This window comes from Micromonospora sp. 050-3 (assembly GCF_046549335.1).
Lineage (GTDB): Bacteria > Actinomycetota > Actinomycetes > Mycobacteriales > Micromonosporaceae > Micromonospora > Micromonospora trifolii.
Genome location: NZ_JAJPVX010000003.1, coordinates 226,818 through 249,487 on the forward strand (window position 1 = coordinate 226,818; position 22,670 = coordinate 249,487).

At 67.1% G+C, this 22,670-nt stretch carries 36 protein-coding genes; all 36 read left to right on the forward strand.

The features are described from left to right. Nucleotides 1-99 precede the first annotated feature (99 nt). The 36 genes from rpsL to rplQ all read left to right on the forward strand — a co-directional run bounded on the left by rpsL (nt 100) and on the right by rplQ (nt 22,614). The gene (rpsL, locus tag ACLJOK_RS29050; RefSeq protein WP_007465318.1) at nt 100-474 is read left to right on the forward strand and encodes a 30S ribosomal protein S12; all 375 of its coding nucleotides are present in this window, start codon (nt 100-102) and stop codon (nt 472-474) included. Between the two features lies 1 nt (nt 475). Further along, on the forward strand, nt 476-946 hold the full coding sequence (gene rpsG / locus ACLJOK_RS29055; RefSeq protein WP_007465317.1) for a 30S ribosomal protein S7: 471 nt from the start codon (nt 476-478) through the stop codon (nt 944-946). Nucleotides 947-1,020: 74 nt separating this feature from the next. After that, nucleotides 1,021-3,117: an elongation factor G gene (gene fusA / locus ACLJOK_RS29060; RefSeq protein ID WP_410821764.1), complete on the forward strand. Its 2,097-nt coding sequence runs from the start codon at nt 1,021-1,023 to the stop codon at nt 3,115-3,117. Between the two features lie 212 nt (nt 3,118-3,329). Then, nucleotides 3,330-4,523 carry an elongation factor Tu gene (gene tuf, locus ACLJOK_RS29065; protein ID WP_030489585.1) on the forward strand — a complete coding sequence of 398 codons (1,194 nt, stop codon included), beginning with the start codon at nt 3,330-3,332 and terminating at the stop codon, nt 4,521-4,523. 350 nt (nt 4,524-4,873) lie between these two features. Next, entirely contained in the window at nt 4,874-5,182 is a 309-nt protein-coding gene (gene rpsJ, locus ACLJOK_RS29070; protein ID WP_007073037.1) for a 30S ribosomal protein S10, read from the forward strand. 11 nt (nt 5,183-5,193) lie between these two features. Further along, on the forward strand, nt 5,194-5,859 hold the full coding sequence (rplC, locus tag ACLJOK_RS29075; RefSeq protein ID WP_366612191.1) for a 50S ribosomal protein L3: 666 nt from the start codon (nt 5,194-5,196) through the stop codon (nt 5,857-5,859). Next, nucleotides 5,856-6,506, forward strand: a complete 651-nt coding sequence (gene rplD / locus ACLJOK_RS29080; protein ID WP_410821765.1) for a 50S ribosomal protein L4 — start codon at nt 5,856-5,858, stop codon at nt 6,504-6,506. Before rplC ends, rplD begins: the two co-directional genes overlap by 4 nt. Beyond that, nucleotides 6,503-6,805 (forward strand): 50S ribosomal protein L23, encoded by a 303-nt coding sequence (gene rplW, locus ACLJOK_RS29085; protein ID WP_007465304.1) that lies wholly within the window; start codon nt 6,503-6,505, stop codon nt 6,803-6,805. The genes rplD and rplW overlap by 4 nt, the downstream gene beginning before the upstream one ends. Before the next feature lie 12 nt (nt 6,806-6,817). Further along, nucleotides 6,818-7,657, forward strand: a complete 840-nt coding sequence (rplB, locus tag ACLJOK_RS29090) for a 50S ribosomal protein L2 (protein WP_088950237.1) — start codon at nt 6,818-6,820, stop codon at nt 7,655-7,657. Between the two features lie 12 nt (nt 7,658-7,669). Then, complete coding sequence (gene rpsS / locus ACLJOK_RS29095; RefSeq protein ID WP_007465299.1) at nt 7,670-7,951, forward strand: 30S ribosomal protein S19; 282 nt, start codon at nt 7,670-7,672, stop codon at nt 7,949-7,951. 41 nt (nt 7,952-7,992) lie between these two features. Next, the gene (rplV, locus tag ACLJOK_RS29100) at nt 7,993-8,451 is read left to right on the forward strand and encodes a 50S ribosomal protein L22 (RefSeq protein WP_007465297.1); all 459 of its coding nucleotides are present in this window, start codon (nt 7,993-7,995) and stop codon (nt 8,449-8,451) included. Next, nucleotides 8,451-9,320: a 30S ribosomal protein S3 gene (gene rpsC, locus ACLJOK_RS29105; RefSeq protein ID WP_091402401.1), complete on the forward strand. Its 870-nt coding sequence runs from the start codon at nt 8,451-8,453 to the stop codon at nt 9,318-9,320. Before rplV ends, rpsC begins: the two co-directional genes overlap by 1 nt. Before the next feature lie 3 nt (nt 9,321-9,323). Next, nucleotides 9,324-9,749: a 50S ribosomal protein L16 gene (gene rplP / locus ACLJOK_RS29110; RefSeq protein ID WP_053653940.1), complete on the forward strand. Its 426-nt coding sequence runs from the start codon at nt 9,324-9,326 to the stop codon at nt 9,747-9,749. After that, a complete protein-coding gene (gene rpmC, locus ACLJOK_RS29115; protein WP_007465283.1) occupies nt 9,749-9,985 on the forward strand; it encodes a 50S ribosomal protein L29 in 237 nt (78 codons plus the stop codon). Before rplP ends, rpmC begins: the two co-directional genes overlap by 1 nt. Further along, on the forward strand, nt 9,982-10,260 hold the full coding sequence (gene rpsQ, locus ACLJOK_RS29120; RefSeq protein WP_030489590.1) for a 30S ribosomal protein S17: 279 nt from the start codon (nt 9,982-9,984) through the stop codon (nt 10,258-10,260). The genes rpmC and rpsQ overlap by 4 nt, the downstream gene beginning before the upstream one ends. A gap of 97 nt (nt 10,261-10,357) precedes the next feature. Then, complete coding sequence (gene rplN, locus ACLJOK_RS29125) at nt 10,358-10,726, forward strand: 50S ribosomal protein L14 (protein WP_007465279.1); 369 nt, start codon at nt 10,358-10,360, stop codon at nt 10,724-10,726. Further along, entirely contained in the window at nt 10,723-11,043 is a 321-nt protein-coding gene (rplX, locus tag ACLJOK_RS29130; RefSeq protein WP_172899047.1) for a 50S ribosomal protein L24, read from the forward strand. The genes rplN and rplX overlap by 4 nt, the downstream gene beginning before the upstream one ends. Continuing rightward, nucleotides 11,043-11,609 carry a 50S ribosomal protein L5 gene (rplE, locus tag ACLJOK_RS29135; RefSeq protein ID WP_091402385.1) on the forward strand — a complete coding sequence of 189 codons (567 nt, stop codon included), beginning with the start codon at nt 11,043-11,045 and terminating at the stop codon, nt 11,607-11,609. The genes rplX and rplE overlap by 1 nt, the downstream gene beginning before the upstream one ends. Nucleotide 11,610: 1 nt before the next feature. Further along, on the forward strand, nt 11,611-11,796 hold the full coding sequence (locus tag ACLJOK_RS29140; protein WP_007465272.1) for a type Z 30S ribosomal protein S14: 186 nt from the start codon (nt 11,611-11,613) through the stop codon (nt 11,794-11,796). Nucleotides 11,797-11,912: 116 nt separating this feature from the next. Then, a complete protein-coding gene (rpsH, locus tag ACLJOK_RS29145) occupies nt 11,913-12,320 on the forward strand; it encodes a 30S ribosomal protein S8 (RefSeq protein WP_007465270.1) in 408 nt (135 codons plus the stop codon). Between the two features lie 16 nt (nt 12,321-12,336). Next, a complete protein-coding gene (gene rplF / locus ACLJOK_RS29150) occupies nt 12,337-12,879 on the forward strand; it encodes a 50S ribosomal protein L6 (protein WP_091402383.1) in 543 nt (180 codons plus the stop codon). Between the two features lie 8 nt (nt 12,880-12,887). Next, nucleotides 12,888-13,265 carry a 50S ribosomal protein L18 gene (gene rplR, locus ACLJOK_RS29155; protein ID WP_181518401.1) on the forward strand — a complete coding sequence of 126 codons (378 nt, stop codon included), beginning with the start codon at nt 12,888-12,890 and terminating at the stop codon, nt 13,263-13,265. Nucleotides 13,266-13,298: 33 nt separating this feature from the next. Further along, nucleotides 13,299-13,913, forward strand: coding sequence for a 30S ribosomal protein S5 (gene rpsE / locus ACLJOK_RS29160; protein ID WP_007465263.1), 615 nt, complete (start codon nt 13,299-13,301; stop codon nt 13,911-13,913). Next, the gene (rpmD, locus tag ACLJOK_RS29165; protein ID WP_007465262.1) at nt 13,913-14,095 is read left to right on the forward strand and encodes a 50S ribosomal protein L30; all 183 of its coding nucleotides are present in this window, start codon (nt 13,913-13,915) and stop codon (nt 14,093-14,095) included. Before rpsE ends, rpmD begins: the two co-directional genes overlap by 1 nt. Beyond that, nucleotides 14,095-14,538, forward strand: a complete 444-nt coding sequence (gene rplO / locus ACLJOK_RS29170) for a 50S ribosomal protein L15 (RefSeq protein ID WP_030329906.1) — start codon at nt 14,095-14,097, stop codon at nt 14,536-14,538. The genes rpmD and rplO overlap by 1 nt, the downstream gene beginning before the upstream one ends. A gap of 232 nt (nt 14,539-14,770) precedes the next feature. Next, nucleotides 14,771-16,099, forward strand: a complete 1,329-nt coding sequence (gene secY / locus ACLJOK_RS29175) for a preprotein translocase subunit SecY (RefSeq protein ID WP_124860510.1) — start codon at nt 14,771-14,773, stop codon at nt 16,097-16,099. Then, nucleotides 16,100-16,753, forward strand: coding sequence for an adenylate kinase (locus ACLJOK_RS29180; RefSeq protein WP_088950228.1), 654 nt, complete (start codon nt 16,100-16,102; stop codon nt 16,751-16,753). It begins immediately after the preceding gene. 87 nt (nt 16,754-16,840) lie between these two features. Next, complete coding sequence (gene map, locus ACLJOK_RS29185; protein WP_410821766.1) at nt 16,841-17,692, forward strand: type I methionyl aminopeptidase; 852 nt, start codon at nt 16,841-16,843, stop codon at nt 17,690-17,692. A 144-nt stretch (nt 17,693-17,836) separates the two neighbouring features. Beyond that, the gene (locus tag ACLJOK_RS29190) at nt 17,837-18,370 is read left to right on the forward strand and encodes a DUF1707 domain-containing protein (protein ID WP_410822212.1); all 534 of its coding nucleotides are present in this window, start codon (nt 17,837-17,839) and stop codon (nt 18,368-18,370) included. Between the two features lie 321 nt (nt 18,371-18,691). Then, a complete protein-coding gene (gene infA / locus ACLJOK_RS29195) occupies nt 18,692-18,913 on the forward strand; it encodes a translation initiation factor IF-1 (protein WP_007073013.1) in 222 nt (73 codons plus the stop codon). A gap of 91 nt (nt 18,914-19,004) precedes the next feature. Beyond that, on the forward strand, nt 19,005-19,118 hold the full coding sequence (rpmJ, locus tag ACLJOK_RS29200; protein WP_088952025.1) for a 50S ribosomal protein L36: 114 nt from the start codon (nt 19,005-19,007) through the stop codon (nt 19,116-19,118). Between the two features lie 267 nt (nt 19,119-19,385). Beyond that, a complete protein-coding gene (gene rpsM, locus ACLJOK_RS29205; protein WP_030329917.1) occupies nt 19,386-19,766 on the forward strand; it encodes a 30S ribosomal protein S13 in 381 nt (126 codons plus the stop codon). Nucleotides 19,767-19,853: 87 nt separating this feature from the next. Beyond that, nucleotides 19,854-20,261, forward strand: coding sequence for a 30S ribosomal protein S11 (rpsK, locus tag ACLJOK_RS29210; RefSeq protein ID WP_030329919.1), 408 nt, complete (start codon nt 19,854-19,856; stop codon nt 20,259-20,261). A gap of 13 nt (nt 20,262-20,274) precedes the next feature. Then, a complete protein-coding gene (gene rpsD, locus ACLJOK_RS29215) occupies nt 20,275-20,901 on the forward strand; it encodes a 30S ribosomal protein S4 (RefSeq protein ID WP_030489600.1) in 627 nt (208 codons plus the stop codon). A gap of 98 nt (nt 20,902-20,999) precedes the next feature. Next, entirely contained in the window at nt 21,000-22,022 is a 1,023-nt protein-coding gene (locus ACLJOK_RS29220; protein WP_007465227.1) for a DNA-directed RNA polymerase subunit alpha, read from the forward strand. A 34-nt stretch (nt 22,023-22,056) separates the two neighbouring features. Next, nucleotides 22,057-22,614 carry a 50S ribosomal protein L17 gene (gene rplQ, locus ACLJOK_RS29225; RefSeq protein WP_091402374.1) on the forward strand — a complete coding sequence of 186 codons (558 nt, stop codon included), beginning with the start codon at nt 22,057-22,059 and terminating at the stop codon, nt 22,612-22,614. The last annotated feature ends 56 nt before the right edge of the window (nt 22,615-22,670 follow it).

Here is a 22,670-nt window from a genome sequence, read left to right on the forward strand (position 1 = left end):
AAGGCGACCCTGGTCGGAATGTAGGAGAGCCGGTCATCAGGCCGGCTAACGAGCAGACGGCGCGGCCGCGGATGCGGCCGAAGGGAGCGGAGAAACCCGGTGCCCACGATCCAGCAGCTGGTCCGAAAGGGCCGCCAGGCGAAGACGACCAAGACCAAGACCCCGGCGCTGAAGGGTTCCCCTCAGCGGCGCGGCGTGTGCACTCGCGTGTACACCACCACCCCGAAGAAGCCGAACTCGGCGCTGCGCAAGGTCGCTCGCGTGAAGCTCAGCAGCCAGATCGAGGTGACCGCCTACATCCCCGGCGTCGGTCACAACCTGCAGGAGCACTCGATCGTGCTCGTTCGCGGCGGCCGGGTGAAGGACCTCCCCGGCGTGCGTTACAAGATCGTTCGCGGCTCGCTGGACACCCAGGGTGTCCGCAACCGCAAGCAGGCGCGCAGCCGTTACGGCGCGAAGAAGGAGAAGAGCTGACATGCCGCGTAAGGGACCCGCTCCGCGGCGGCCACTGGTCGCTGACCCGGTGTACAACTCGCCGCTGGTCACCCAGCTGGTGAACAAGATCCTGCTCCGCGGCAAGCGTCAGCTCGCCGAGTCCATCGTGTACGCGGCCCTCGAGGGCTGCCGCGAGAAGTCCGGCACCGACCCGGTCGTCACCCTCAAGCGGGCGATGGACAACGTCAAGCCGACCCTCGAGGTGCGCAGCCGTCGTGTCGGTGGCGCCACCTACCAGGTTCCGGTCGAGGTCCGCCCGACCCGGGCGACCACCCTGGGCCTGCGCTGGCTGGTCACGTACTCCCGCGCTCGGCGCGAGAAGACCATGGTCGAGCGGCTGATGAACGAGCTGCTGGACGCGAGCAACGGCCTCGGTGCCGCCGTCAAGCGGCGCGAGGACACGCACAAGATGGCCGAGTCGAACAAGGCCTTCGCGCACTACCGCTGGTAACACCCTGGTTCCGGCGCCTTCGGGCGCCGGAACCGCCACCAGTTGAGTCGAGACGACGATAAGTAGGGATTGAAGTGGCCGCCGCAGACGCGCTCGCCAAGGTACGCAACATCGGCATCATGGCGCACATCGATGCCGGTAAGACCACGACCACCGAGCGAATCCTGTTCTACACCGGCATCACGTACAAGATCGGTGAGGTCCACGAGGGCGCTGCCGTCATGGACTGGATGGAGCAGGAGCAGGAGCGTGGTATCACCATCACCTCCGCTGCTACCAAGTGTGAGTGGAAAGACCACACGATCCAGATCATCGACACGCCTGGCCACGTCGACTTCACGGTCGAGGTCGAGCGGTCGTTGCGGGTCCTGGACGGTGCGGTAGCGGTCTACGACGGTGTCGCCGGCGTGGAACCGCAGACGGAGAACGTCTGGCGGCAGGCCGACAAGTACAACGTCCCGCGTATGTGCTTCGTCAACAAGCTCGACCGGACCGGCGCCGACTTCTTCCGCTGCGTGCAGATGATGATCGACCGGTTGAACGCCACCCCGCTGGTGCTCCAGATCCCGATCGGGCTCGAGGGTGACCACATCGGTGTCGTCGACCTGATCGGCATGCGCGCGCTCACCTGGCGCGGGGAGACCCAGAAGGGTGAGGACTACGCGGTTGAGGAGATCCCGGCCGAGCTGGCCGACTCCGCAGCTGAGTGGCGCGAGAAGCTGATGGAGACCCTCGCCGACGTCGACGACGCGGTGATGGAGAAGTACCTGGAGGGCGAGGAGATCCCCGTCGGGGAGATCAAGGCCGCCATCCGGCGTGCCACCATCGCCGGCAAGGCCAACCCGGTGCTCTGCGGCTCGGCGTTCAAGAACAAGGGCGTTCAGCCCATGCTCGACGCCGTTGTCGACTTCCTGCCGTCGCCGCTGGACGTCCCGGCGATCGAGGGTACGGCCACCGACGGCGAGACCCCGCTGCTGCGTAAGCCGTCCAACTCGGAGCCCTTCTCCGGCCTGGCCTTCAAGATCCAGACGGACAAGCACCTGGGCAAGCTCACCTACGTGCGGGTCTACTCCGGCACGCTCGATTCCGGTTCCCAGGTGGTCAACTCCACCAAGGACCGCAAGGAGCGCATCGGCAAGATCTACCAGATGCACGCCAACAAGCGGGAAGAGCGTCCGTCGGCGCAGGCCGGCGACATCATCGCCGTGCAGGGTCTCAAGCAGACCACCACCGGCGACACTCTCTCCGACCCGGCGAACCCGGTCATCCTGGAGTCGATGACCTTCCCGGAGCCGGTCATCTCGGTGGCGATCGAGCCGAAGACCAAGTCCGACCAGGAGAAGCTGGGTACCGCCATCCAGCGCCTGGCCGAGGAGGACCCGACCTTCCGCGTCCAGCTGGACGAGGAGACCGGTCAGACGGTCATCTCCGGCATGGGTGAGCTTCACCTGGACATCCTGGTCGACCGCATGCGCCGCGAGTTCAACGTCGAGGCGAACGTCGGCAAGCCGCAGGTGGCGTACCGCGAGACCATCCGCCGCAAGGTGGACAAGGTCGAGTACACCCACAAGAAGCAGACCGGTGGTTCCGGCCAGTACGCCCGCGTGATCGTGAGCGTCGAGCCGCTTCCGCTGGACAACGACTCGCCTACCTACGAGTTCGCCAACGCCGTCAGCGGCGGCCGCATCCCCCGGGAGTTCATCCCCTCGGTGGACGCCGGTGCGCAGGACGCGCTGCAGTACGGCATCCTCGCGGGCTTCCCGCTGGTCGGCGTGAAGCTGACCCTGCTGGACGGCCAGTACCACGAGGTTGACTCGTCGGAAATGGCATTCAAGATCGCCGGCTCGATGGTGATGAAGGACGCGGCCCGCAAGGCCGATCCGGCACTGCTCGAGCCGATGATGGCCGTTGAAGTCACCACTCCTGAGGAGAACATGGGTGACGTCATCGGTGACCTCAACTCCCGCCGCGGCATCATCCAGGCGATGGAGGAGCGCAGCGGCGCCCGCATCGTCCGGGCTCTGGTGCCGTTGTCGGAGATGTTCGGCTACGTCGGCGACCTGCGGTCGAAGACCCAGGGCCGGGCTAGCTACAGCATGCAGTTCGACTCCTACGCCGAGGTTCCGCAGAGCGTCGCGAAGGAGATCATCGCCAAGGCAACGGGCGAGTAACGCCCTGAGCAGGTGATTCGTGGTTGGTCGCGGGAGGTTTTACCCGCCCGCGACCACCACGATCGGATCGCGTGAGACCGGGCCTGTAGGCTTCATCGCCGCAGAACCCACAAAGGCTCTCCGGCCGTCAGGCCGGAAAGGCTGTCGACAGAGTCCTAAGCGCCGACCGGCGCGCCGGGCGTACGAACCAAGAAGTCCACAGGAGGACACCAGTGGCGAAGGCTAAGTTCGAGCGGACTAAGCCGCACGTCAACATCGGCACCATTGGTCACATCGACCACGGTAAGACGACGCTGACGGCGGCCATCACCAAGGTCCTGCACGACCAGTACCCGGACCTGAACCCCTACACGCCGTTCGACGAGATCGACAAGGCGCCGGAGGAGAAGGCCCGCGGCATCACGATCTCGATCGCGCACGTCGAGTACCAGACCGAGTCGCGGCACTACGCGCACGTCGACTGCCCTGGGCACGCCGACTACATCAAGAACATGATCACCGGTGCCGCGCAGATGGACGGCGCGATCCTGGTGGTCGCGGCGACCGACGGCCCGATGCCGCAGACCCGCGAGCACGTGCTGCTGGCCCGTCAGGTCGGTGTGCCGTACATCGTCGTGGCGCTCAACAAGAGCGACATGGTCGATGACGAGGAGCTCCTGGAGCTCGTCGAGCTCGAGGTCCGTGAGCTGCTCTCCTCGCAGGAGTACCCGGGTGACGACCTGCCGGTCGTTCGGGTTTCGGCGCTGAAGGCCCTCGAGGGTGACCCCGAGTGGACCGGCAAGCTGCTGGACCTGATGACCGCTGTCGACACCTCGATCCCGCAGCCGGAGCGCGAGGTTGACAAGCCGTTCCTGATGCCGGTTGAGGACGTCTTCACGATCACCGGTCGTGGCACCGTCGTCACCGGTCGCGTGGAGCGCGGCGTTCTCCTGCCGAACGAGGATGTTGAGCTCGTCGGTATCAAGGAGAAGAGCTTCAAGACCAAGGTCACCGCGATCGAGATGTTCCGGAAGACCCTGGACGACGCCCGCGCAGGCGAGAACGTCGGCCTGCTGCTGCGTGGTACCAAGCGCGACGAGGTCGAGCGCGGCATGGTCGTCGTGAAGCCGGGCTCGAACACCCCGCACACGGAGTTCGAGGCGACGGTCTACATCCTCTCCAAGGAGGAGGGTGGCCGTCACACCCCGTTCTTCCAGAACTACCGTCCGCAGTTCTACTTCCGGACCACTGACGTCACCGGTGTCGTCACCCTCCCCGAGGGCACCGAGATGGTCATGCCGGGTGACAACACGTCCATGTCGGTGAAGCTGATTCAGCCCATCGCCATGGAGGAGAACCTCAAGTTCGCGATCCGCGAGGGTGGCCGCACCGTCGGCGCCGGGTTCGTCACCAAGATTAACAAGTGAACTAGGTAACCCCGATTAGACCCGCCGCCGGTCGTGCGGCATACTAGTCAGGTTGCGTAACGACAGTTCGTCGCCTGTGTTCGGCTTTCGCTGAACCTCCGGGTGGCGAGTCAGTCGAGCGTAGGGTGGTTGGCGGCCCAGTCGCCAACCACCCTCGTACGGCGTTCAGGTCGCGGTAATGCGATCGGCGCCTTGACCCCCCGTGCGGTCAGCACCACTCCGGTACCTAGGGGCGGAGCTCGGCCCGAGGGCGCGACACGCCCGACCGCGGGGGTCGGCGAAGTGGGCCTGTGCCAGCCGGTACAGGCGCCCGCAACACAGCGGCATCGAGAGAAGGAACAGAAGCCACCATGGCGGGACAGAAGATCCGCATCCGGCTCAAGGCCTATGACCACGAGGTCGTCGACTCCTCGGCTCGGAAGATCGTCGAGACGGTGACGCGCACCGGGGCGCAGGTCGCGGGCCCGGTGCCGCTGCCCACGGAGATCAACCGTTTCTGCGTTATCCGCTCGCCGCACAAGTACAAGGACTCGCGCGAGCACTTCGAGATGCGCACGCACAAGCGGCTGATCGACATCATCGACCCGACCCCGAAGACGGTCGACTCGCTCATGCGCCTCGACCTGCCGGCTGGCGTCGACATCGAGATCAAGCTGTAGGGACCGGACAAATGGACAGGCAAGTCAAGGGGATCCTGGGCGCCAAGCTCGGCATGACCCAGGTCTGGGAGAACAACCGTGTTGTTCCCGTGACCGTGGTCGAGGCCGGCCCGTGCGTCATCAGCCAGGTTCGTAGCGCCGAGAAGGACGGTTACTCCGCGGTCCAGCTCGCGTACGGCACCATCGACCCGCGCAAGGTCAAGAAGCCGGTCAGCGGGCACTACGCCAAGGCGGACGTGGCGCCGCGCCGGCACATCGTCGAGCTGCGCACCACGGACGCTGGGGAATACTCGCTCGGCCAGGAAGTCACTGTCGAGGAGTTCCCGGCCGGCGTCACCATCGACGTCACCGGCAAGACCAAGGGCAAGGGCTACGCCGGCCCGATGAAGCGGCACGGCTTCCACGGCCTGGGCGCCGGGCACGGCGTCGAGCGCAAGCACCGCTCGCCCGGCTCCATCGGCGCCTGCGCCACTCCGGGTCGTGTCTTCAAGGGCACCCGGATGGCCGGCCGTATGGGTGGCGTGCGGTACACCGTGCAGAACCTCACCGTCCAGGCGGTCGACACCGAGAACAACCTGCTGCTCGTCCGGGGTGCCATTCCTGGTCCCAAGGGCGCGCTCGTTCTGGTCCGTACCGCGGCCAAGAGCAAGGTGAAGAAGGGCGGTGCGGCCAAGTGACCACCGTTGACGTGCGCACCGTCGAAGGCACCACCAGCGGCTCCGTGGAGCTGCCGGAGGACATCTTCGACGTGCAGGCCAACGTCGCGCTGATGCACCAGGTCGTGGTGGCCCAGCTCGCGGCGGCCCGACAGGGCACGCACAAGGCCAAGACCCGCGGCGAGGTCGCCGGTGGCGGCAAGAAGCCGTACAAGCAGAAGGGCACCGGTCGCGCCCGCCAGGGCTCGATCCGCGCGCCGCAGTTCGCCGGCGGTGGCGTCGTGCACGGTCCCGTGCCGCGCGACTACAGCCAGCGGACCCCGAAGAAGATGAAGGCCGCCGCTCTGCGGGGTGCCCTCTCCGACCGGGCCCGCGCCGGGCAGGTGCACGTCGTCGAGGCGTTCGTCTCGGGCGAGAAGCCGTCGACCAAGGCCGCTCTGGCCACGCTGACCCAGCTCACCGAGGCCCGTCGGGTCCTGGTCGTGCTGAGCAGCACCGACGAGCTGAACTGGGTGTCGCTGCGCAACGAGCCGCGGGTGCACCTGATCGAGTCCGGCCAGCTGAACACGTACGACGTGCTGGTGGCCGACGACGTGGTCTTCACCAAGGACGCCCTGGACGAGTTCCTGGGCGTGCCCGCCGAGACCACCGAGGAGGGTGGCAAGTGAGCACGATCGCCGACCCGCGCGACATCATCGTGGCGCCGGTCGTCTCGGAGAAGAGCTACAGCGAGCTGAACCGGAACTGGTACACCTTCCTGGTGCACCCGGACGCGAACAAGACCGAGATCAAGATCGCTATCCAGCAGATCTTCAACGTCCGCGTCCTGACGGTCAACACGCTCAACCGCCAAGGTAAGCGCAAGCGCACCAAGACCGGCTTCGGTCAGCGCAAGGCGACCAAGCGGGCGATCGTGAAGCTGGCTGACGGTGACCGCATCGAGGCCTTCGGCGGCCCGGTCAGCTGAGGGGTGTAGACAATGGCTATCCGTAAGTACAAGCCGACGACGCCGGGCCGACGTGGCTCGAGTGTCGCTGACTTCGCCGAGATCACCCGGTCCACGCCGGAAAAGTCGCTGCTGGCTCCGTTGCCGAAGAAGGGCGGGCGTAACGCCCACGGCCGGATCACCACGCGGCACCACGGTGGCGGTCACAAGCGTCAGTACCGTCTGATCGACTTCAAGCGGGTCGACAAGGACGGCGTGCCGGCGAAGGTCGCTCACATCGAGTACGACCCGAACCGCACGGCGCGCATCGCGCTGCTGCACTACGCCGACGGCGAGAAGCGATACATCATCGCGCCGAAGGACATGAAGCAGGGCGACCGCGTCGAGTCCGGCCCGGGCGCTGACATCAAGCCGGGTAACAACCTGCCGCTGCGCAACATCCCGGTCGGTACGACGATCCACAACGTGGAGCTGCGTCCGGGTGGCGGGGCCAAGCTGGCCCGTTCCGCCGGCGTCGGCATCCAGCTGCTCGGCCGCGAGGGCGCGTACGCGACCCTTCGTATGCCGTCCGGCGAGATCCGGCGGGTGGACGTGCGCTGCCGCGCCAGCGTCGGCGAGATCGGCAACGCCGACCAGTCGAACATCAACTGGGGCAAGGCCGGCCGGATGCGGTGGAAGGGCAAGCGCCCGACCGTCCGTGGTGTCGCCATGAACCCGGTCGACCACCCGCACGGTGGTGGTGAGGGTAAGACCTCCGGTGGTCGCCACCCGGTCAACCCGCAGGGTAAGCCCGAGGGCCGCACCCGCCGTAAGGGCCAGCCGAGTGACCGGCTGATCGTCCGCCGCCGCTACGCCACGCGTAAGCGCGGCTGAGGGAGATAAGACATGCCTCGCAGCCTGAAGAAGGGCCCGTTCGTAGACGACCACCTGCTCAAGAAGGTGGAAGTTCAGAACGACAAGGGCTCCAAGAACGTGATCAAGACCTGGTCGCGGCGCTCGACGATCATCCCCGAGATGCTGGGGCACACGATCGCCGTGCATGACGGACGCAAGCACGTCCCGGTGTTCGTGACCGAGGCGATGGTCGGGCACAAGCTCGGCGAGTTCGCGCTGACCCGCACGTTCAAGGGTCACGAGAAGGACGACCGGAAGAGCCGTCGGCGCTGACGCCGCGGGCATACGGATAGAGGGAACAAGGGGTTACAGCGATGCCAGGAAAGGGCGACGCTCCGGTGCTTCCGGGCGCGCGGGCGGTTGCGCGGCACGTGCGCATCTCGCCGATGAAGGCGCGCCGGGTGGTCAACCTCGTCCGCGGCCTGCCCGCGAAGGAGGCGCTCACGGTGCTGCAGTTCGCGCCGCAGGCTGCGAGCGAGCAGGTGTACAAGGTGCTCGCTAGCGCGATCGCCAACGCGGAGAACAACGAGCGGCTGGACCCCGACGCGCTGCTCGTCAGCGAGGCCTTCGTGGACGAGGGCCCGACGATGAAGCGGTTCCAGCCGCGGGCGCAGGGTCGGGCGTACCGAATCCGCAAGCGCACCTGCCACATCACTGTGGCGGTCGAAGCGGTCGCGCCGGCAGCGCCGAGGAAGGCCGCGGCGAAGAAGGCCGCCCCGGCCACGGAGGCCGCACCGGCCGAAGCGCAGAGCAAGACGGAGGACGCCGAGTAATGGGTCAGAAGGTTCACCCCACTGGGTTCCGGCTCGGCATCTCGACCGACTGGAAGTCCCGCTGGTTCGCGGACAAGCTCTACAAGGACTACATCGGCGAGGATGTAAAGATCCGCCGGATGATGTCCAAGGGCCTCGAGCGTGCCGGGATTTCCAAGGTCGACATCGAGCGCACCCGCGACCGGGTCCGGGTCGACATCCACACCGCCCGGCCGGGCATCGTCATCGGCCGTAAGGGTGCGGAGGCCGACCGGATCCGCGGCGAGCTTGAGAAGCTCACCGGCAAGCAGGTTCAGCTGAACATCATCGAGGTGAAGAACCCCGAGTCGGACGCTCAGCTGGTCGCGCAGGGCGTGGCCGAGCAGCTGTCCAGCCGGGTCAGCTTCCGTCGGGCGATGCGCAAGGCCATGCAGTCGGCGATGAAGAACCCGGTCTGCAAGGGCATCCGGGTTCAGGTCTCGGGTCGCCTCGGCGGCGCCGAGATGAGCCGGACCGAGTTCTACCGTGAGGGCCGGGTTCCGCTGCACACGCTGCGGGCCAACATCGAGTACGGCTTCTTCGAGGCCCGTACCACGTTCGGTCGGATCGGTGTGAAGGTCTGGATCTACAAGGGCGACGCCGTCCCGGGCCGGGAAGCTCCGGCCGAGGCCGGTCCGTCCCGCCCGCGTCGTGGTGAGCGCGGCGACCGTCCCGAGCGTCCGCGCCGTGGCCGGTCGGGTTCGTCCGGCACCACGGCTGGTGGCACCGAGGCCGGTCGGGCTGCTGCGACCACCATCGCGCAGCAGGCCGAGACGCCGAGCGGCGAGCCGGTCGACAGCGCAGCTGTCGCCGCCACTGCTGCTCCGGCAGAAACGCAGCAGGAGGGCTGACAGATGCTGATGCCGCGCAAGCCCCCGAAGGGCTTCCGCAAGCCGCACCACCCGGACCGCAGTGGCGCGTCCAAGGGTGGTAACCGGGTGGTGTTCGGCGAGTTCGGGATCCAGGCTCTCGAGCCGGCGTACGTGACGAACCGGCAGATCGAGTCGGCACGTATCGCGATGACTCGCCACATCAAGCGTGGTGGCAAGGTCTGGATCACGATCTTCCCGGACCAGGCCCTCACCAAGAAGCCTGCCGAGACCCGGATGGGTTCCGGTAAGGGTTCGCCCGAGTGGTGGGTCGCCAACGTCAAGCCGGGGCGGGTTCTCTTCGAGATGTCCTTCCCCAACGAGCAGACCGCGCGAGAGGCCATGCGTCGCGCGATCCACAAGCTCCCGATGAAGTGCCGCATTGTTACGCGCGAAGTGGGTGAATCCTGATGGCAGCGGGCGTTAAGGCGACCGAGCTGCGTGAGCTCTCCGAAGAGGAGCTGGTCACGAAGCTGCGGGAGGCCAAGGCGGAGCTGTTCAACCTCCGCGTGCAGGCCGCAACCGGGCAGCTGGACAACAACCGGCGGTTGCAGGTCATCCGTCGGGAGATTGCCCGGATCTACACGATCATGCGTGAGCGTGAGCTGGGGCTCTCGGCCGCGCCGACTGAGGTGACTGCATCATGACCGAAGAGACCGCCACCGCCGCCGCGCGGTCGCGCCGCAAGGTCCGCGAGGGCCTGGTGATCAGCGACAAGATGGACAAGACCGTCGTCGTCGAGGTCGAGGACCGGGTTCGGCACGCGTTGTACGGCAAGATCATGCGCCGTACGGCCAAGCTGAAGGTGCACGACGAGCAGAACGCCGCTGGCACCGGTGACCGGGTTCTCATCATGGAGACCCGGCCGCTGAGCGCCACCAAGCGTTGGCGGATCGTGGAGATCCTGGAAAAGGCCAAGTAGCGAAGGCTCGAGCTCGCCCGGCGTTGCGTCGGGCGTAGGTTCCGCCAGGCTCCGGCCGCTACGGCGGCCGGAGAACCGGCAGACATAGGAGATAGACGTGATTCAGCAGGAGTCGCGACTTCGCGTCGCCGACAACACGGGTGCTCGGGAGATCCTGTGCATCCGGGTTCTCGGTGGCTCGGGTCGGCGCTACGCGAGCATCGGCGACGTCATCGTGGCCACGGTCAAGGACGCGATCCCGGGTGCCGGTGTGAAGAAGGGCGACGTCGTCAAGGCTGTCGTCGTTCGCACGGCCAAGGAGAGGCGGCGTCCGGACGGCTCGTACATCCGCTTCGACGAGAACGCCGCCGTCATCATCAAGGACGGCGGGGACCCGCGTGGAACCCGTATCTTCGGCCCGGTGGGCCGGGAGCTGCGGGACAAGCGGTTCATGAAGATTATTTCCCTCGCGCCGGAGGTGTTGTGACCGTGAAGGTCAAGAAGGGCGACACGGTCGTCGTCATCGCCGGCAAGGACAAGGGTGCCAAGGGCAAGGTCATTCAGGCCTACCCGCGGCAGGACAAGGTCCTTGTCGAGGGCGTGAACCGGGTCAAGAAGCACACCCGCATCAGCACCACCCAGCGTGGCGCCAAGACCGGTGGCATCGTCACTCAGGAGGCCCCGATCCACGTCTCGAACGTGCAGGTCCTGGACTCCGACGGCAAGCCGACCCGCGTCGGTTACCGGATCGACGACAACGGCCAGAAGGTCCGCATCGCGCGTAGCACCGGTAAGGACCTGTGATGACCACGGCTACCGAAAAGACCCTGCCGCGCCTCAAGGAGCGGTACCGCAACGAGATCGTGGCCCAGCTGCGTGAGCAGCGCAGCTACGGCAACCCCATGCAGGTGCCGCGGCTGGTCAAGATCGTCGTCAACATGGGTGTCGGCGAGGCTGCTCGCGACGCCAAGCTGATCGACGGCGCGGTCCGCGACCTCGCCACGATCACCGGCCAGAAGCCGCAGGTGCGGCGGGCGACCAAGTCCATCGCGCAGTTCAAGCTGCGCGAGGGCATGCCGATCGGCGCGAAGGTGACCCTTCGCGGCGACCGGATGTGGGAGTTCATGGACCGGCTGCTCTCCATCGCGCTGCCGCGTATCCGCGACTTCCGCGGCCTGGACGGGCGCAAGCTGGACGGGCACGGCAACTACACGTTCGGTCTGACCGAGCAGTCGGTGTTCCACGAGATCGACCAGGACCGGATCGATCGCCAGCGGGGCATGGACATCACGGTGGTCACGACCGCCACGACCGACGACGAGGGACGGGCGCTGCTCAAGCTCCTGGGCTTCCCGTTCAAGGAGAACTGAGATGGCCAAGAAGGCGCTGATCATCAAGGCGGCCGCGAAGCCGAAGTTCTCGGTTCGCGCGTACACCCGCTGCCAGCGGTGCGGGCGTCCGAAGGCGGTCTACCGCAAGTTCGGGCTCTGCCGGGTCTGCATCCGGGAGATGGCTCACCGCGGTGAGCTGCCGGGCGTGTCCAAGGCTTCCTGGTAAGGGCGACCGCGTCCCGGCCGTCGGCCGGGAACTCCTGCACCGATTAGGTATTGCTCTTCGCCGTAGGCCCGGGGCTGATGCCCCGGGAACCCCGGCGAGAAAGGCTGACGAAATCCATGACGATGACCGACCCGATCGCAGACATGCTCACGCGTCTGCGTAACGCCAACCAGGCGTACCACGATCAGGTGAAGATGCCCTACTCCAAGATCAAGGCGAACATCGCCGAGGTCCTGAAGGCCGAGGGTTACATCGCCACCTGGTCGGTCGAGGAGCCCGAGGAGGGCGCCGTCGGCAAGCGACTGGTCGTCGAGCTGAAGTACGGCCAGAACCGCGAGCGGAGCCTGGCCGGCATCAAGCGCGTGTCCAAGCCCGGTCTCCGGGTGTACGCCAAGTCGGACGGGCTCCCGCGGGTGCTCGGTGGGCTGGGCGTGGCGATCATTTCGACGTCCCAGGGGCTGCTGACCGACCGGCAGGCCCGCAAGCGGAGTGTTGGCGGGGAAGTCCTCGCCTTCGTCTGGTAACGGGAGACAGGTAGAAATGTCGCGAATTGGACGTAAGTCGATCCCGGTGCCAGCCGGCGTCGACATCACGATCGACGGGCAGACCGTCAAGGTCAAGGGCCCCAAGGGCCAGCTCCAGCACACCCTCGCCGAGCCGATCACGGTCGAGCGGGCCGAGGATGGGCAGCTGAGCGTCAACCGGCCGAACGACGAGCGCAAGGCCAAGGAACTCCACGGCCTGAGCCGTACGCTGGTTGCCAACATGATCGTCGGGGTCACCGAGGGCTACCGCAAGAGCCTGGAGATCGCCGGCACCGGTTACCGGGTCACCGCCAAGGGTTCGGACCTCGAGTTCGCGCTCGGGTTCTCGCACCCGGTGGTCGTCCCCGCCCCGGCGGGCATCACCTTCACGGTGGAGCGGCCGACCCTGTTCCACGTGGCTGGCATCGACAAGCAGCAGGTCGGTGAGGTCGCCGCCAACATCCGGAAGATCCGCCCGCCGGAGCCCTACAAGGGCAAGGGCGTCAAGTACCAGGGCGAGGTCATCCGCCGCAAGGCTGGAAAGGCAGGTAAGAAGTGAGCGCCACGCTGCTCAAGCGCCGCCGCGGTGTCGCCGCCAAGCGCGCCGTTGGGCGTGCGCGTCGACACTTCCGCGTCCGCAAGAACGTCAGCGGTACGGCCGAGCGTCCGCGCCTGGTCGTCACCCGCTCGCTGCGGCACATGGTCGCCCAGGTCGTCGACGACACCAAGGGTCACACCCTGGCGTCGGCGTCGACCCTGGACGCCTCGCTGCGCGGTGCGGAGGGCGACAAGAGCGCCCTGGCTGGCAAGGTGGGCGCGCTGCTCGCCGAGCGGGCCAAGGCCGCCGGCGTCTCCAAGGTCGTCTTCGACCGCGGCGGCAACCGGTACGCGGGGCGAGTCGCCGCGCTTGCCGACGCCGCCCGCGAAGCCGGGCTCGAGTTCTAACAACCCCGTCACGAGAGAGAAGGAAGGCTGCTGATGCCAGGTCAACAGCGCCGTGGCGGCGGGTCCGGTGGCAACGAGGGTGGTCGCCGCGACAACCGCCGTGAGGGCGGCCGCGGAAACGCGCCCGTCGAGAAGACCCCGCACCTTGAGCGGGTCGTCGCGATCAACCGCGTCGCCAAGGTCGTGAAGGGTGGTCGTCGCTTCAGCTTCACCGCCCTGGTGATCGTGGGCGACGGCGACGGCACGGTCGGCGTGGGCTACGGAAAGGCCAAGGAGGTGCCCGCGGCCATCGCCAAGGGTGTCGAGGAGGCCAAGAAGCACTTCTTCAAGGTTCCGCGGATCGGTCAGTCGATCCCGCACCCGGTGACGGGTGAGGACGCCGCTGGTGTGGTGCTGCTCAAGCCGGCCTCGGCCGGTACGGGTGTCATCGCCGGTGGACCGGTGCGTGCCGTGCTGGAGTGCGCCGGGATCCACGACGTGCTCTCCAAGAGCCTCGGTTCGTCGAACCCGATCAACATCGTGCACGCCACCGTGGCGGCCCTGAAGGGGCTTGAGTCCCCCGAGCAGGTCGCGGCGCGTCGTGGTCTGCCGGTGGAGGACGTCGCGCCGGCCGCCATGCTGGCGTCGCGTGCGGGGGTGGCGCGCTGATGGCACGCCTGAAGGTCACCCAGCTCCGGTCCGGTATCGGGACCAAGCACAACCAGCGTGAGTCGCTGCGTTCGCTCGGTCTCAAGCGGATCAACGACGTGGTGGTCAAGGAGGACCGGCCCGAGATCCGCGGCATGATCTTCACTGTGAGCCACCTCGTGAAGGTCGAGGAGGTCGAGTAATGACGATCAAGGTGCATCACCTGCGCCCGGCGCCCGGTTCCAAGACCGCGAAGACCCGTGTGGGTCGCGGTGAGGGTTCCAAGGGCAAGACCGCTGGTCGCGGTACCAAGGGCTCCAAGGCCCGCAAGAACATCTCGGCGGCGTTCGAGGGTGGGCAGATGCCCATCCACATGCGCCTGCCGAAGATGAAGGGCTTCAAGAACAAGTTCAAGGTGGTCTTCCAGGTGGTCAACCTGGACCGACTCGCTGAGCTGTTCCCGAATGGTGGTCAGGTCGGCCCGCTGGAGCTCGTTGAGTCCGGCGCGGTCCGCAAGGGTCACCCGGTCAAGGTCCTCGGCACCGGGGACCTCGGCGGTGTGGCGCTCCAGGTGTCCGCGCACGCGTTCAGTGCGTCGGCCAAGGAGAAGATCGCTGCCGCCGGTGGCTCCGTCACCGAGCTGTAAGGCGTACGACCATGGCGCCCGTCCAGTTGAGAGCAACTGGCGGGCGCCATGGTCTGCCCGGGGCCTGAGCGCCCGGTAACATCGGAATCGATTTATGTAGTCGGGCGCATCTGCCCGGACCGGGGTGAGGCTGTTAGAGTCCCATCCCAGCCATGGATTGCGGGCACTCGCCCGTGATCCACCCCGACCCGCCAGGGATCACCGGCGGCCCGCCTCGCGCAGGAGGAAGAAGTTGCTGTCCGCCTTTCTCAGTGCGTTCCGTACGCCTGACCTGCGCAAGAAGCTGCTGTTCACAGTAGGCATCATCGCGGTCTACCGGCTGGGTGCAACGCTCCCCAGCCCGGGCGTCTCGTACGGCAACGTGCAGAAGTGCCTCGACACCATCCAGGGTGACACCACCGGGGTGGTGAACCTTCTCAACCTCTTCTCCGGCGGAGCGCTGCTACAGCTCTCGGTCTTCGCGCTGGGCATCATGCCCTACATCACCGCGTCGATCATCTTGCAGCTGCTGACCGTCGTGATCCCCCGCTTGGAGCAGCTCCGCAAGGAGGGCCAGGCCGGTCAGGCGAAGATCACGCAGTACACGCGCTACCTGACCCTCGGCCTCGGTGTGCTCCAGGCCTCGGCCTTCGTGGCCCTGGCCCGCTCCGGGCAGCTGTTCCAGAACAAGTGCGACCAGTTCCCGATCATCCCCACCGGCACCGGCATCCCGGACTGGCTGACCCTGGCCATCCTGGTGATGACGATGACCGCCGGCACCGGCATGGTCATGTGGCTCGGTGAGCTGATCACCGACCGCGGCGTCGGCAACGGCATGTCCGTCCTGATCTTCACCTCGATCGCGGCGCGGCTGCCCAGCGAGGGCTGGCAGATCAAGACCAGCAAGGGCTGGGACATGTTCGCCCTGGTCATCGCGCTGGTCCTGGTGGTCATCACCGCTGTCACCTTCATCGAGCAGGCGCAGCGCCGGATCCCGGTGCAGTACGCCAAGCGGATGATCGGCCGGCGGATGTACGGCGGCACCTCGACCTACATCCCGCTGAAGGTCAACCAGGCGGGTGTGATCCCGGTCATCTTCGGTTCGTCGCTGCTCTACCTGCCGCAGTTGGCGCTGCAGTTCTTCGACCAGACCGACCCGGGCAAGACCCAGTCGTGGATCCAGAACAACCTGGTCAACCCGAGCAGCCCGATCTACATCTCGGTCTACTTCCTGCTGATCATCTTCTTCACGTACTTCTACGTCTCGATCACGTTCAACCCGACCGAGGTCGCGGACAACATGAAGAAGTACGGCGGGTTCGTGCCGGGCATCCGCCCGGGCAAGCCGACCGCCGACTACCTGGACTTCATCCTCAGCCGGATCACCCTGCCGGGCGCGCTCTACCTCGGCGTCATCTCGATCCTGCCGAACTTCTTCTTCATCTGGCTGGACAACCAGCAGTACCAGAACTTCCCGTTCGGCGGCACCGCTGTGCTCATCATGGTCGGCGTCGGTCTGGAGACCGTGAAGCAGATCGAGAGCCAACTCATGCAGCGGAACTACGAAGGGTTCCTGCGGTAGATGAGACTCGTTCTGGTTGGCCCGCCGGGCGCGGGCAAGGGCACGCAGGCCGAGTTCATCGCCGCGCACCTCTCGGTGCCGAAGATTTCGACCGGAGACATCTTCCGGTCGAACGTCACCCAGGGCACGCCGCTCGGTGTCGAGGCGAAGCGGTACATGGACGCGGGCGAGCTGGTTCCGGACGAGGTCACCATCAACATGGTCCGGGACCGGCTGGCCGAGCCCGACGCCAGCGAGGGTTTCCTGCTCGACGGCTTCCCGCGGACGACTCCGCAGGCGGCCGCACTGGACAAGCTCCTGGCCGATCTGGGCACCGCCCTGGACCTGGTCCTGGAGTTGGTCGTCGACGACGACGAGGTGATCCGGCGGCTCTCCGGCAGGCGTACCTGCCGGGGCTGCGGCAAGATCTGGCACGTCGAGTTCGACGCCACCACCCGGCCTGGCATCTGTGACCGGTGCGGCGCCGAGCTGTTCCAGCGCGACGACGACAAGCCGGAGACGATCGCCACGCGGCTTCGTGAGTACAGCGAGAAGACCGCACCCCTTGTCGACTACTACGGCGCCCAGGGCAAGCTGGTCGGGATCGACGCCACCGGGCCGGTGGAGGACGTCACCACCCGGGCCATCGACGCGTTGCGGTCGTACGGCGGCTGAGGTCCGGCCGGGCCACGGCGGATAGAGTGCGAACGGCGGGGTACGCGTTATGTGCCCCGCTGTTCGGCAACGAAAGGTAACCGCTCCATGCGTCGTCCCCAGCTGGACATCCAGCTGAAGACCCCTGACCAGATCGAGAAGATGCGGGCCGCCGGGCTGGTGGTGGCCGAGGCGCTGCGCCGGATGCGGGAGGCTGTCGCCCCCGGTGTGAGCACCGCCGATCTGGACGCGATCGCCGAGTCGACCATCCGCGAGGCGGGTGGCGCTCCGTCGTTCAAGGGCTACCACGGTTTCCCGGCGTCGATCTGCTCCTCGGTCAACGAGCAGATCGTGCACGCCATCCCGTCGCCGAAGCAGGTGCTCCAGGCCGGCGACCTGATCTCCATCGACTGCGGCGCGGTGCTGGACGGGTGGCACGGCGACTCCGCGATCACGGTCGGGGTCGGTGACGTCGACCCGGCGCTGCTGACGATGGCCGAGGTCGCCGAGGACGCGATGTGGGCCGGCATTGCCGCCGCGGCGCGTGGCGCGGCAAGCGGCAAGGGTCGACTGACCGACATCTCGCACGCTGTGGAGACCGCTGTCCGCAAGGGCGGCCGGTACGGCATCGTCGACGGCTACGGCGGGCACGGCATCGGCACCGAGATGCACCAGGACCCGCACGTGCTCAACCACGGTCGGCCGGGCAAGGGTCCGCGGCTCGTTCCCGGCATGGCCCTGGCCATCGAGCCGATGATCACCATGGCGTCCCCGCGTACTGTCGAGTTGGCCGACGGGTGGACGGTCGTCACCCGGGACGGCTCGGTGGCCGCGCACGTCGAGCACTCGATGGCGCTGCTGCCGGACGGCGTCTGGGTGCTCACCGCGTTCGACGGTGGCCGCGCCCGCCTGGGCGACCTGGTAACCGCCCGCCAACCCGCAGCCACAAAAACCCCCTAACCCCGCTTCCTCCCGTCGATCATGAAGTTATTGCTCTGACACGCCGGCGAGGCGGGCAACAACTTCATGATCGACCGATGGGCAGGGTTCGGGCGGGATTGGCGCGACGGTGGCATGCTTGCCGGCATGGACGGGCGCGACGGGATGCGAGCCGCGGACTCGGACCGTGCGGCGGTGGCCGACCGGTTGCGGGTCGCCCTCGACGAGGGTCGACTGGATCTGCACGAGTACGACGAGCGGTTGCAGCGGGCCTACGCGGCACGCACGTACGCCGACCTTGAGGCCCTGCTCACCGACCTCCCGCCGGTGACGCCAGCGCAGCGGTCGGGCCTGGCGCCGGTCGCCAGGTCGACGGTGAGCCAGCTGGGTGACCAGCTTGGTCCGGCCCCCACCGCGGGCGTCACCGCCCGCTGGTTGGCTGAGGTGTGGTTCCCTTACCTACGGGTGATCGCCATCGTGGTGACCATCTGGGCGGTGACGTCGCTGCTCAGCCAGGACCTGCTCTACTTCTGGCCGGGCTGGGTGGCGGGGCCCTGGGGCGCGGTGCTGATGGTCCGCACGGTCACCGGGCTGGCCGGAAAAGAGCCCCAGCGCCAGGCCGTCAAGCGCCAACGCCGCCGAGAGCGCAAGCAGGCAAAGCGCGCCGCCAAACCGGACGAACAATCCCCAACTCTCTGATCCCCCCAACCCCCGCCCGTCCCGTTGATCATGAAGTTGATGCCGCCGGCTCCGGCGTGTCGTGACAACAACTCCATGATCAACGGAGCTGAGGGTGGGGCCGGATGGGGCGGCGCGCGGGTTGGTGGGTGGTCGGTTTGGCGGGGGACACCAGGCCGGCGTACACTTTCAGATCGGCGCACAGCGTCCACTCCGGCATGCCCACCCTGCGCTTCGGTGGGAGCTGGAGCCGCGGCTGGCGCGGGCTTCTGATTCTGATCAGATTTCCGTGTAAGACGTTGTGGGCCGCCCGGAGCAATCGACGTCAGGACAGCGGAGGACATGCCGAAAAAAGACGGAGCCATTGAGATCGAGGGTCGGGTCATCGAGCCCCTGCCGAACGCCATGTTCCGGGTGGAGCTCGCGAACGGCCACAAGGTGTTGGCTCACATCAGCGGCAAGATGCGGCAGCACTACATCCGCATCCTTCCGGAGGACCGGGTCGTCGTCGAACTTTCGCCGTACGACCTGACCCGCGGGCGCATCGTCTACCGCTACAAGTAGTCCTGACGACGGCCGGGAAGTCCCGTGTCCGTCTTCGACGTCCGGTGTCGCGCAGAGCGCGTCCCCGGGCCAGATGGGAAGTAAGGCAACCGTGAAGGTCAAGCCGAGCGTCAAGAGGATCTGCCAGAAGTGCCGGGTTATCCGCCGGCACGGCCGGGTCATGGTCATCTGCAGCGACCCGCGCCACAAGCAGCGCCAGGGCTGACTCAGCCCGTCCGGCCGTAACACCGGCCGGGTGGCGTTGGTCCAGGCGGATCCCCAGCGACACACACATCACACATGCTCGTCCCAGCCGCGAGCGGTACGCCAGTCGTACCTCTGCGTGGCTGACCCCCGGTCGGAGGCCGGGGCCCGCTCGGGCAGCGACCGATCCCGGTCGCCGGCGCTCACCGCGTCGGAAAGACGGGACGGCCGGTAGCGGGGTGGGACGGGTCCACACCTCCGCCACACATCACGAGGAGTACGCCCGCACATGGCACGTCTAGTCGGCGTGGATCTCCCCCGCGAAAAGCGGTTGGAGATCGCGCTCACCTACATCTTCGGGGTCGGTCGCACCCGCGCCCTGGAGACACTCGCCGCTACCGGCATCTCGCCGGACAAGCGCGCTCGGGACCTCACGGACGAGGAGCTCGTGCAGCTCCGCGACCACATCGAGGGCAACTACAAGGTTGAAGGCGACCTGCGCCGCGAGGTCGCCGCTGACATCCGCCGCAAGGTTGAGATCGGCTGCTACGCCGGCATCCGGCACCGCCGGGGCCTGCCCGTGCGTGGCCAGCGGACCAAGACCAACGCCCGGACCCGCAAGGGCCCGAAGCGGACCGTCGCCGGCAAGAAGAAGCCCGGCAAGAAGTAGTTCTTGACCGGATGACGGGGTCGGCCGCCGCCGAGGTGGGTCAGGCCGCAACCCAATCCGGAAAGTCAACTAGGAGCGCACAGACTTATGCCACCGAAGGCTCGTGCCGGAGCCGCTGTAAAGAAGGTCCGGCGCAAGGAACGCAAGAACGTCGCCCACGGGCAGGCGCACATCAAGAGCACGTTCAACAACACCATCGTGTCCATCACGGACCCGACCGGTGCGGTCATCTCCTGGGCCTCCGCTGGCCAGGTCGGCTTCAAGGGCTCCCGCAAGTCGACTCCGTTCGCTGCGCAGCTGGCCGCCGAGGCTGCCGCGCGTCGCGCCATGGAGCACGGCATGCGCAAGGTCGACGTGTTCGTCAAGGGCCCCGGCTCCGGCCGGGAAACCGCCATCCGTTCGCTGCAGGCCGTGGGCCTCGAGGTCGGCCAGATCGCCGACGTCACCCCGCAGCCGCACAACGGGTGCCGTCCGCCGAAGCGTCGCCGGGTCTGAGAGGTAGAGAGAGATGGCTCGTTACACCGGTGCAGACTGCCGCCGTTGCCGGCGGGAGAAGATGAAGCTGTTCCTCAAGGGCAGCAAGTGCGATGGTCCGAAGTGCCCGTTCGAGTCCCGGCCGTTCCCGCCCGGGCAGCACGGCCGCGGCCGCACCAAGGAGACGGAGTACCTGCTCCAGCTCCGCGAGAAGCAGAAGGCCCGTCGGGTTTACGGCGTGCTGGAGAAGCAGTTCCGCGGTTACTACGAGGAAGCCGTTGGCAAGCAGGCCAAGACCGGTGAGGTCCTCCTGCAGATCCTCGAGTCGCGGCTGGACAACGTCGTTTACCGGGCCGGCTACGCCCACTCGCGGGACATGGCCCGCCAGTTGGTCAAGCACGGTCACTTCACGGTGAACGGCAAGAAGGTCGACATCCCGTCGTACCGCGTCAAGGAGCACGACATCATCGAGGTTCGGGGCAAGAGCAAGGAGCTCACCCCGTTCATCGTCGCGCAGGCTCAGGCCGGCTCGAAGACGGTTCCGGCGTGGCTCGAGGCCATCCCGAGCCAGATGAAGGTGCTCGTGCACTCCCTCCCGGCCCGGCAGGTCATCGACACGCAGGTCCAGGAGCAGTTGATCGTCGAGCTCTACTCCAAGTAGTCCGAGCTCGTTCGGTGGCCCGCCCTTCGGGGCGGGCCACCGGAACAGTTTGTGTCGTGGGCGTCAAATAGCGGGCGCCCCGGAAGAGAAGAGAAAAGATGCTCATCAGCCAGCGACCCTCCCTCTCCGAGGAGTCGATCAACGAGACCCGGTCCCGGTTCGCCATCGAGCCGCTGGAGCCGGGCTTCGGCTACACCCTGGGTAACTCGCTGCGGCGCACGCTGCTGTCGTCGATCCCGGGCGCGGCCGTCACCTCGATCAAGATCGACGGTGTGCTGCACGAGTTCACCACGATCCCCGGTGTCAAGGAGGACGTGGTCGAGCTCGTCATGAACATCAAGGAGCTGTGCGTCAGCTCCGAGCATGACGAGCCGGTCAGCATGTACCTGCGTAAGCAGGGCCCGGGCGACGTGACCGCTGGCGACATCCAGCCCCCGGCCGGCGTCTCGGTGCACAACCCGGATCTCAAGCTCGCCACCCTGAACGGCAAGGGCCGGCTCGACATGGAGCTGACCGTCGAGCGGGGTCGGGGCTACGTGACGGCGGCGCAGAACAAGCAGTCCGGCGCCGAGATCGGCCGGATCCCGGTCGACTCGATCTACTCGCCGGTGCTGAAGGTGACCTACCGCGTCGAGGCGACCCGTGTCGAGCAGCGCACCGACTTCGACCGGCTGATCATCGACGTCGAGACCAAGCCGTCGATGGGTCCGCGTACCGCGCTGGCCTCCGCCGGTTCGACGCTGGTCGAGCTGTTCGGGCTTGCCCGGGAGCTGGACGAGACCGCCGAGGGCATCGACATCGGGCCGTCCCCGCAGGACGCCCAGCTGGCGGCGGACCTCGCTCTGCCGATCGAGGAGCTGGACCTCACCGTCCGCTCCTACAACTGCCTCAAGCGCGAGGGCATCAACTCCGTTGGTGAGCTCATCGGGCGTACCGAGGCCGACCTCCTCGACATTCGCAACTTCGGTCAGAAGTCGATCGACGAGGTCAAGATGAAGCTCGCCGGGATGGGTCTCGGGCTGAAGGACTCGGCTCCGAACTTCGACCCGGCGCACGTCGTGGACACCTTCGGCGAGGCCGACTACGACACCGACGACTACCGCGAGACCGAGCAGCTCTAGTCCGCGCTGCCGCCACAACTGAGGAGCACCAAAAATGCCCACGCCCACCAAGGGCCCCCGCCTCGGCGGCAGCCCCTCGCACGAGCGGCTGATGCTGGCCAACCTGGCGACCGCGCTGTTCCAGCACGGGAAGATCCAGACCACCGAGACGAAGGCCCGGCGGCTGCGCCCGCTGGCCGAGCAGCTCATCACCAAGGCCAAGCGCGGTGACCTCGCCTCGCGGCGTCGGGTGCTGGGTGTCGTCAAGGACAAGGACGTGGTCTACGCCCTGTTCGACCAGATCGCGCCCCGGTACTCCAACCGCCCCGGCGGTTACACCCGGATCGTGAAGACCGGTCCGCGCAAGGGTGACAACGCCCCGATGGCCATCATCGAGCTGGTGGAGGAGCTTCAGGTCGCCGAGCCGAAGGCGAACAAGAAGACCGCCGCCCGCAAGGCTGCGCAGCAGGACAAGGTCGAAGCGCTCGCCCCGGCCGACGAGGCCCCGAAGTCGGCTCCGGCCGACCAGGACTCCGAGGCGCCGGTGTCGGCGTCCGGTGACACCGACGCCGCCCGCGAGGACAGCGACGAGGCCACCGAGAACAAGGCCTGATCAAGGGCATTGTCGGGCCCGGCACCCCATCGGGGGTGTCGGGCCCGACCCGTAAC

Bases quoted from the DNA above. Each gene is read 5' to 3' on its own strand.
- rpsG (WP_007465317.1), top strand. From the start codon at position 476: ATGCCGCGTAAGGGACCCGCTCCGCGGCGGCCACTGGTCGCTGACCCG.
- rpsJ (WP_007073037.1), top strand. From the start codon at position 4,874: ATGGCGGGACAGAAGATCCGCATCCGGCTCAAGGCCTATGACCACGAG.
- rplC (WP_366612191.1), top strand. From the start codon at position 5,194: ATGGACAGGCAAGTCAAGGGGATCCTGGGCGCCAAGCTCGGCATGACC.
- rplB (WP_088950237.1), top strand. From the start codon at position 6,818: ATGGCTATCCGTAAGTACAAGCCGACGACGCCGGGCCGACGTGGCTCG.
- rpsS (WP_007465299.1), top strand. From the start codon at position 7,670: ATGCCTCGCAGCCTGAAGAAGGGCCCGTTCGTAGACGACCACCTGCTC.
- rplV (WP_007465297.1), top strand. From the start codon at position 7,993: ATGCCAGGAAAGGGCGACGCTCCGGTGCTTCCGGGCGCGCGGGCGGTT.
- rpsC (WP_091402401.1), top strand. From the start codon at position 8,451: ATGGGTCAGAAGGTTCACCCCACTGGGTTCCGGCTCGGCATCTCGACC.
- rplP (WP_053653940.1), top strand. From the start codon at position 9,324: ATGCTGATGCCGCGCAAGCCCCCGAAGGGCTTCCGCAAGCCGCACCAC.
- rpmC (WP_007465283.1), top strand. From the start codon at position 9,749: ATGGCAGCGGGCGTTAAGGCGACCGAGCTGCGTGAGCTCTCCGAAGAG.
- rpsQ (WP_030489590.1), top strand. From the start codon at position 9,982: ATGACCGAAGAGACCGCCACCGCCGCCGCGCGGTCGCGCCGCAAGGTC.
- rplE (WP_091402385.1), top strand. From the start codon at position 11,043: ATGACCACGGCTACCGAAAAGACCCTGCCGCGCCTCAAGGAGCGGTAC.
- ACLJOK_RS29140 (WP_007465272.1), top strand. From the start codon at position 11,611: ATGGCCAAGAAGGCGCTGATCATCAAGGCGGCCGCGAAGCCGAAGTTC.
- rpsH (WP_007465270.1), top strand. From the start codon at position 11,913: ATGACGATGACCGACCCGATCGCAGACATGCTCACGCGTCTGCGTAAC.
- rplF (WP_091402383.1), top strand. From the start codon at position 12,337: ATGTCGCGAATTGGACGTAAGTCGATCCCGGTGCCAGCCGGCGTCGAC.
- rpsE (WP_007465263.1), top strand. From the start codon at position 13,299: ATGCCAGGTCAACAGCGCCGTGGCGGCGGGTCCGGTGGCAACGAGGGT.
- rpmD (WP_007465262.1), top strand. From the start codon at position 13,913: ATGGCACGCCTGAAGGTCACCCAGCTCCGGTCCGGTATCGGGACCAAG.
- rplO (WP_030329906.1), top strand. From the start codon at position 14,095: ATGACGATCAAGGTGCATCACCTGCGCCCGGCGCCCGGTTCCAAGACC.
- ACLJOK_RS29180 (WP_088950228.1), top strand. From the start codon at position 16,100: ATGAGACTCGTTCTGGTTGGCCCGCCGGGCGCGGGCAAGGGCACGCAG.
- map (WP_410821766.1), top strand. From the start codon at position 16,841: ATGCGTCGTCCCCAGCTGGACATCCAGCTGAAGACCCCTGACCAGATC.
- ACLJOK_RS29190 (WP_410822212.1), top strand. From the start codon at position 17,837: ATGCGAGCCGCGGACTCGGACCGTGCGGCGGTGGCCGACCGGTTGCGG.
- infA (WP_007073013.1), top strand. From the start codon at position 18,692: ATGCCGAAAAAAGACGGAGCCATTGAGATCGAGGGTCGGGTCATCGAG.
- rpsM (WP_030329917.1), top strand. From the start codon at position 19,386: ATGGCACGTCTAGTCGGCGTGGATCTCCCCCGCGAAAAGCGGTTGGAG.
- rpsK (WP_030329919.1), top strand. From the start codon at position 19,854: ATGCCACCGAAGGCTCGTGCCGGAGCCGCTGTAAAGAAGGTCCGGCGC.
- rpsD (WP_030489600.1), top strand. From the start codon at position 20,275: ATGGCTCGTTACACCGGTGCAGACTGCCGCCGTTGCCGGCGGGAGAAG.
- ACLJOK_RS29220 (WP_007465227.1), top strand. From the start codon at position 21,000: ATGCTCATCAGCCAGCGACCCTCCCTCTCCGAGGAGTCGATCAACGAG.
- rplQ (WP_091402374.1), top strand. From the start codon at position 22,057: ATGCCCACGCCCACCAAGGGCCCCCGCCTCGGCGGCAGCCCCTCGCAC.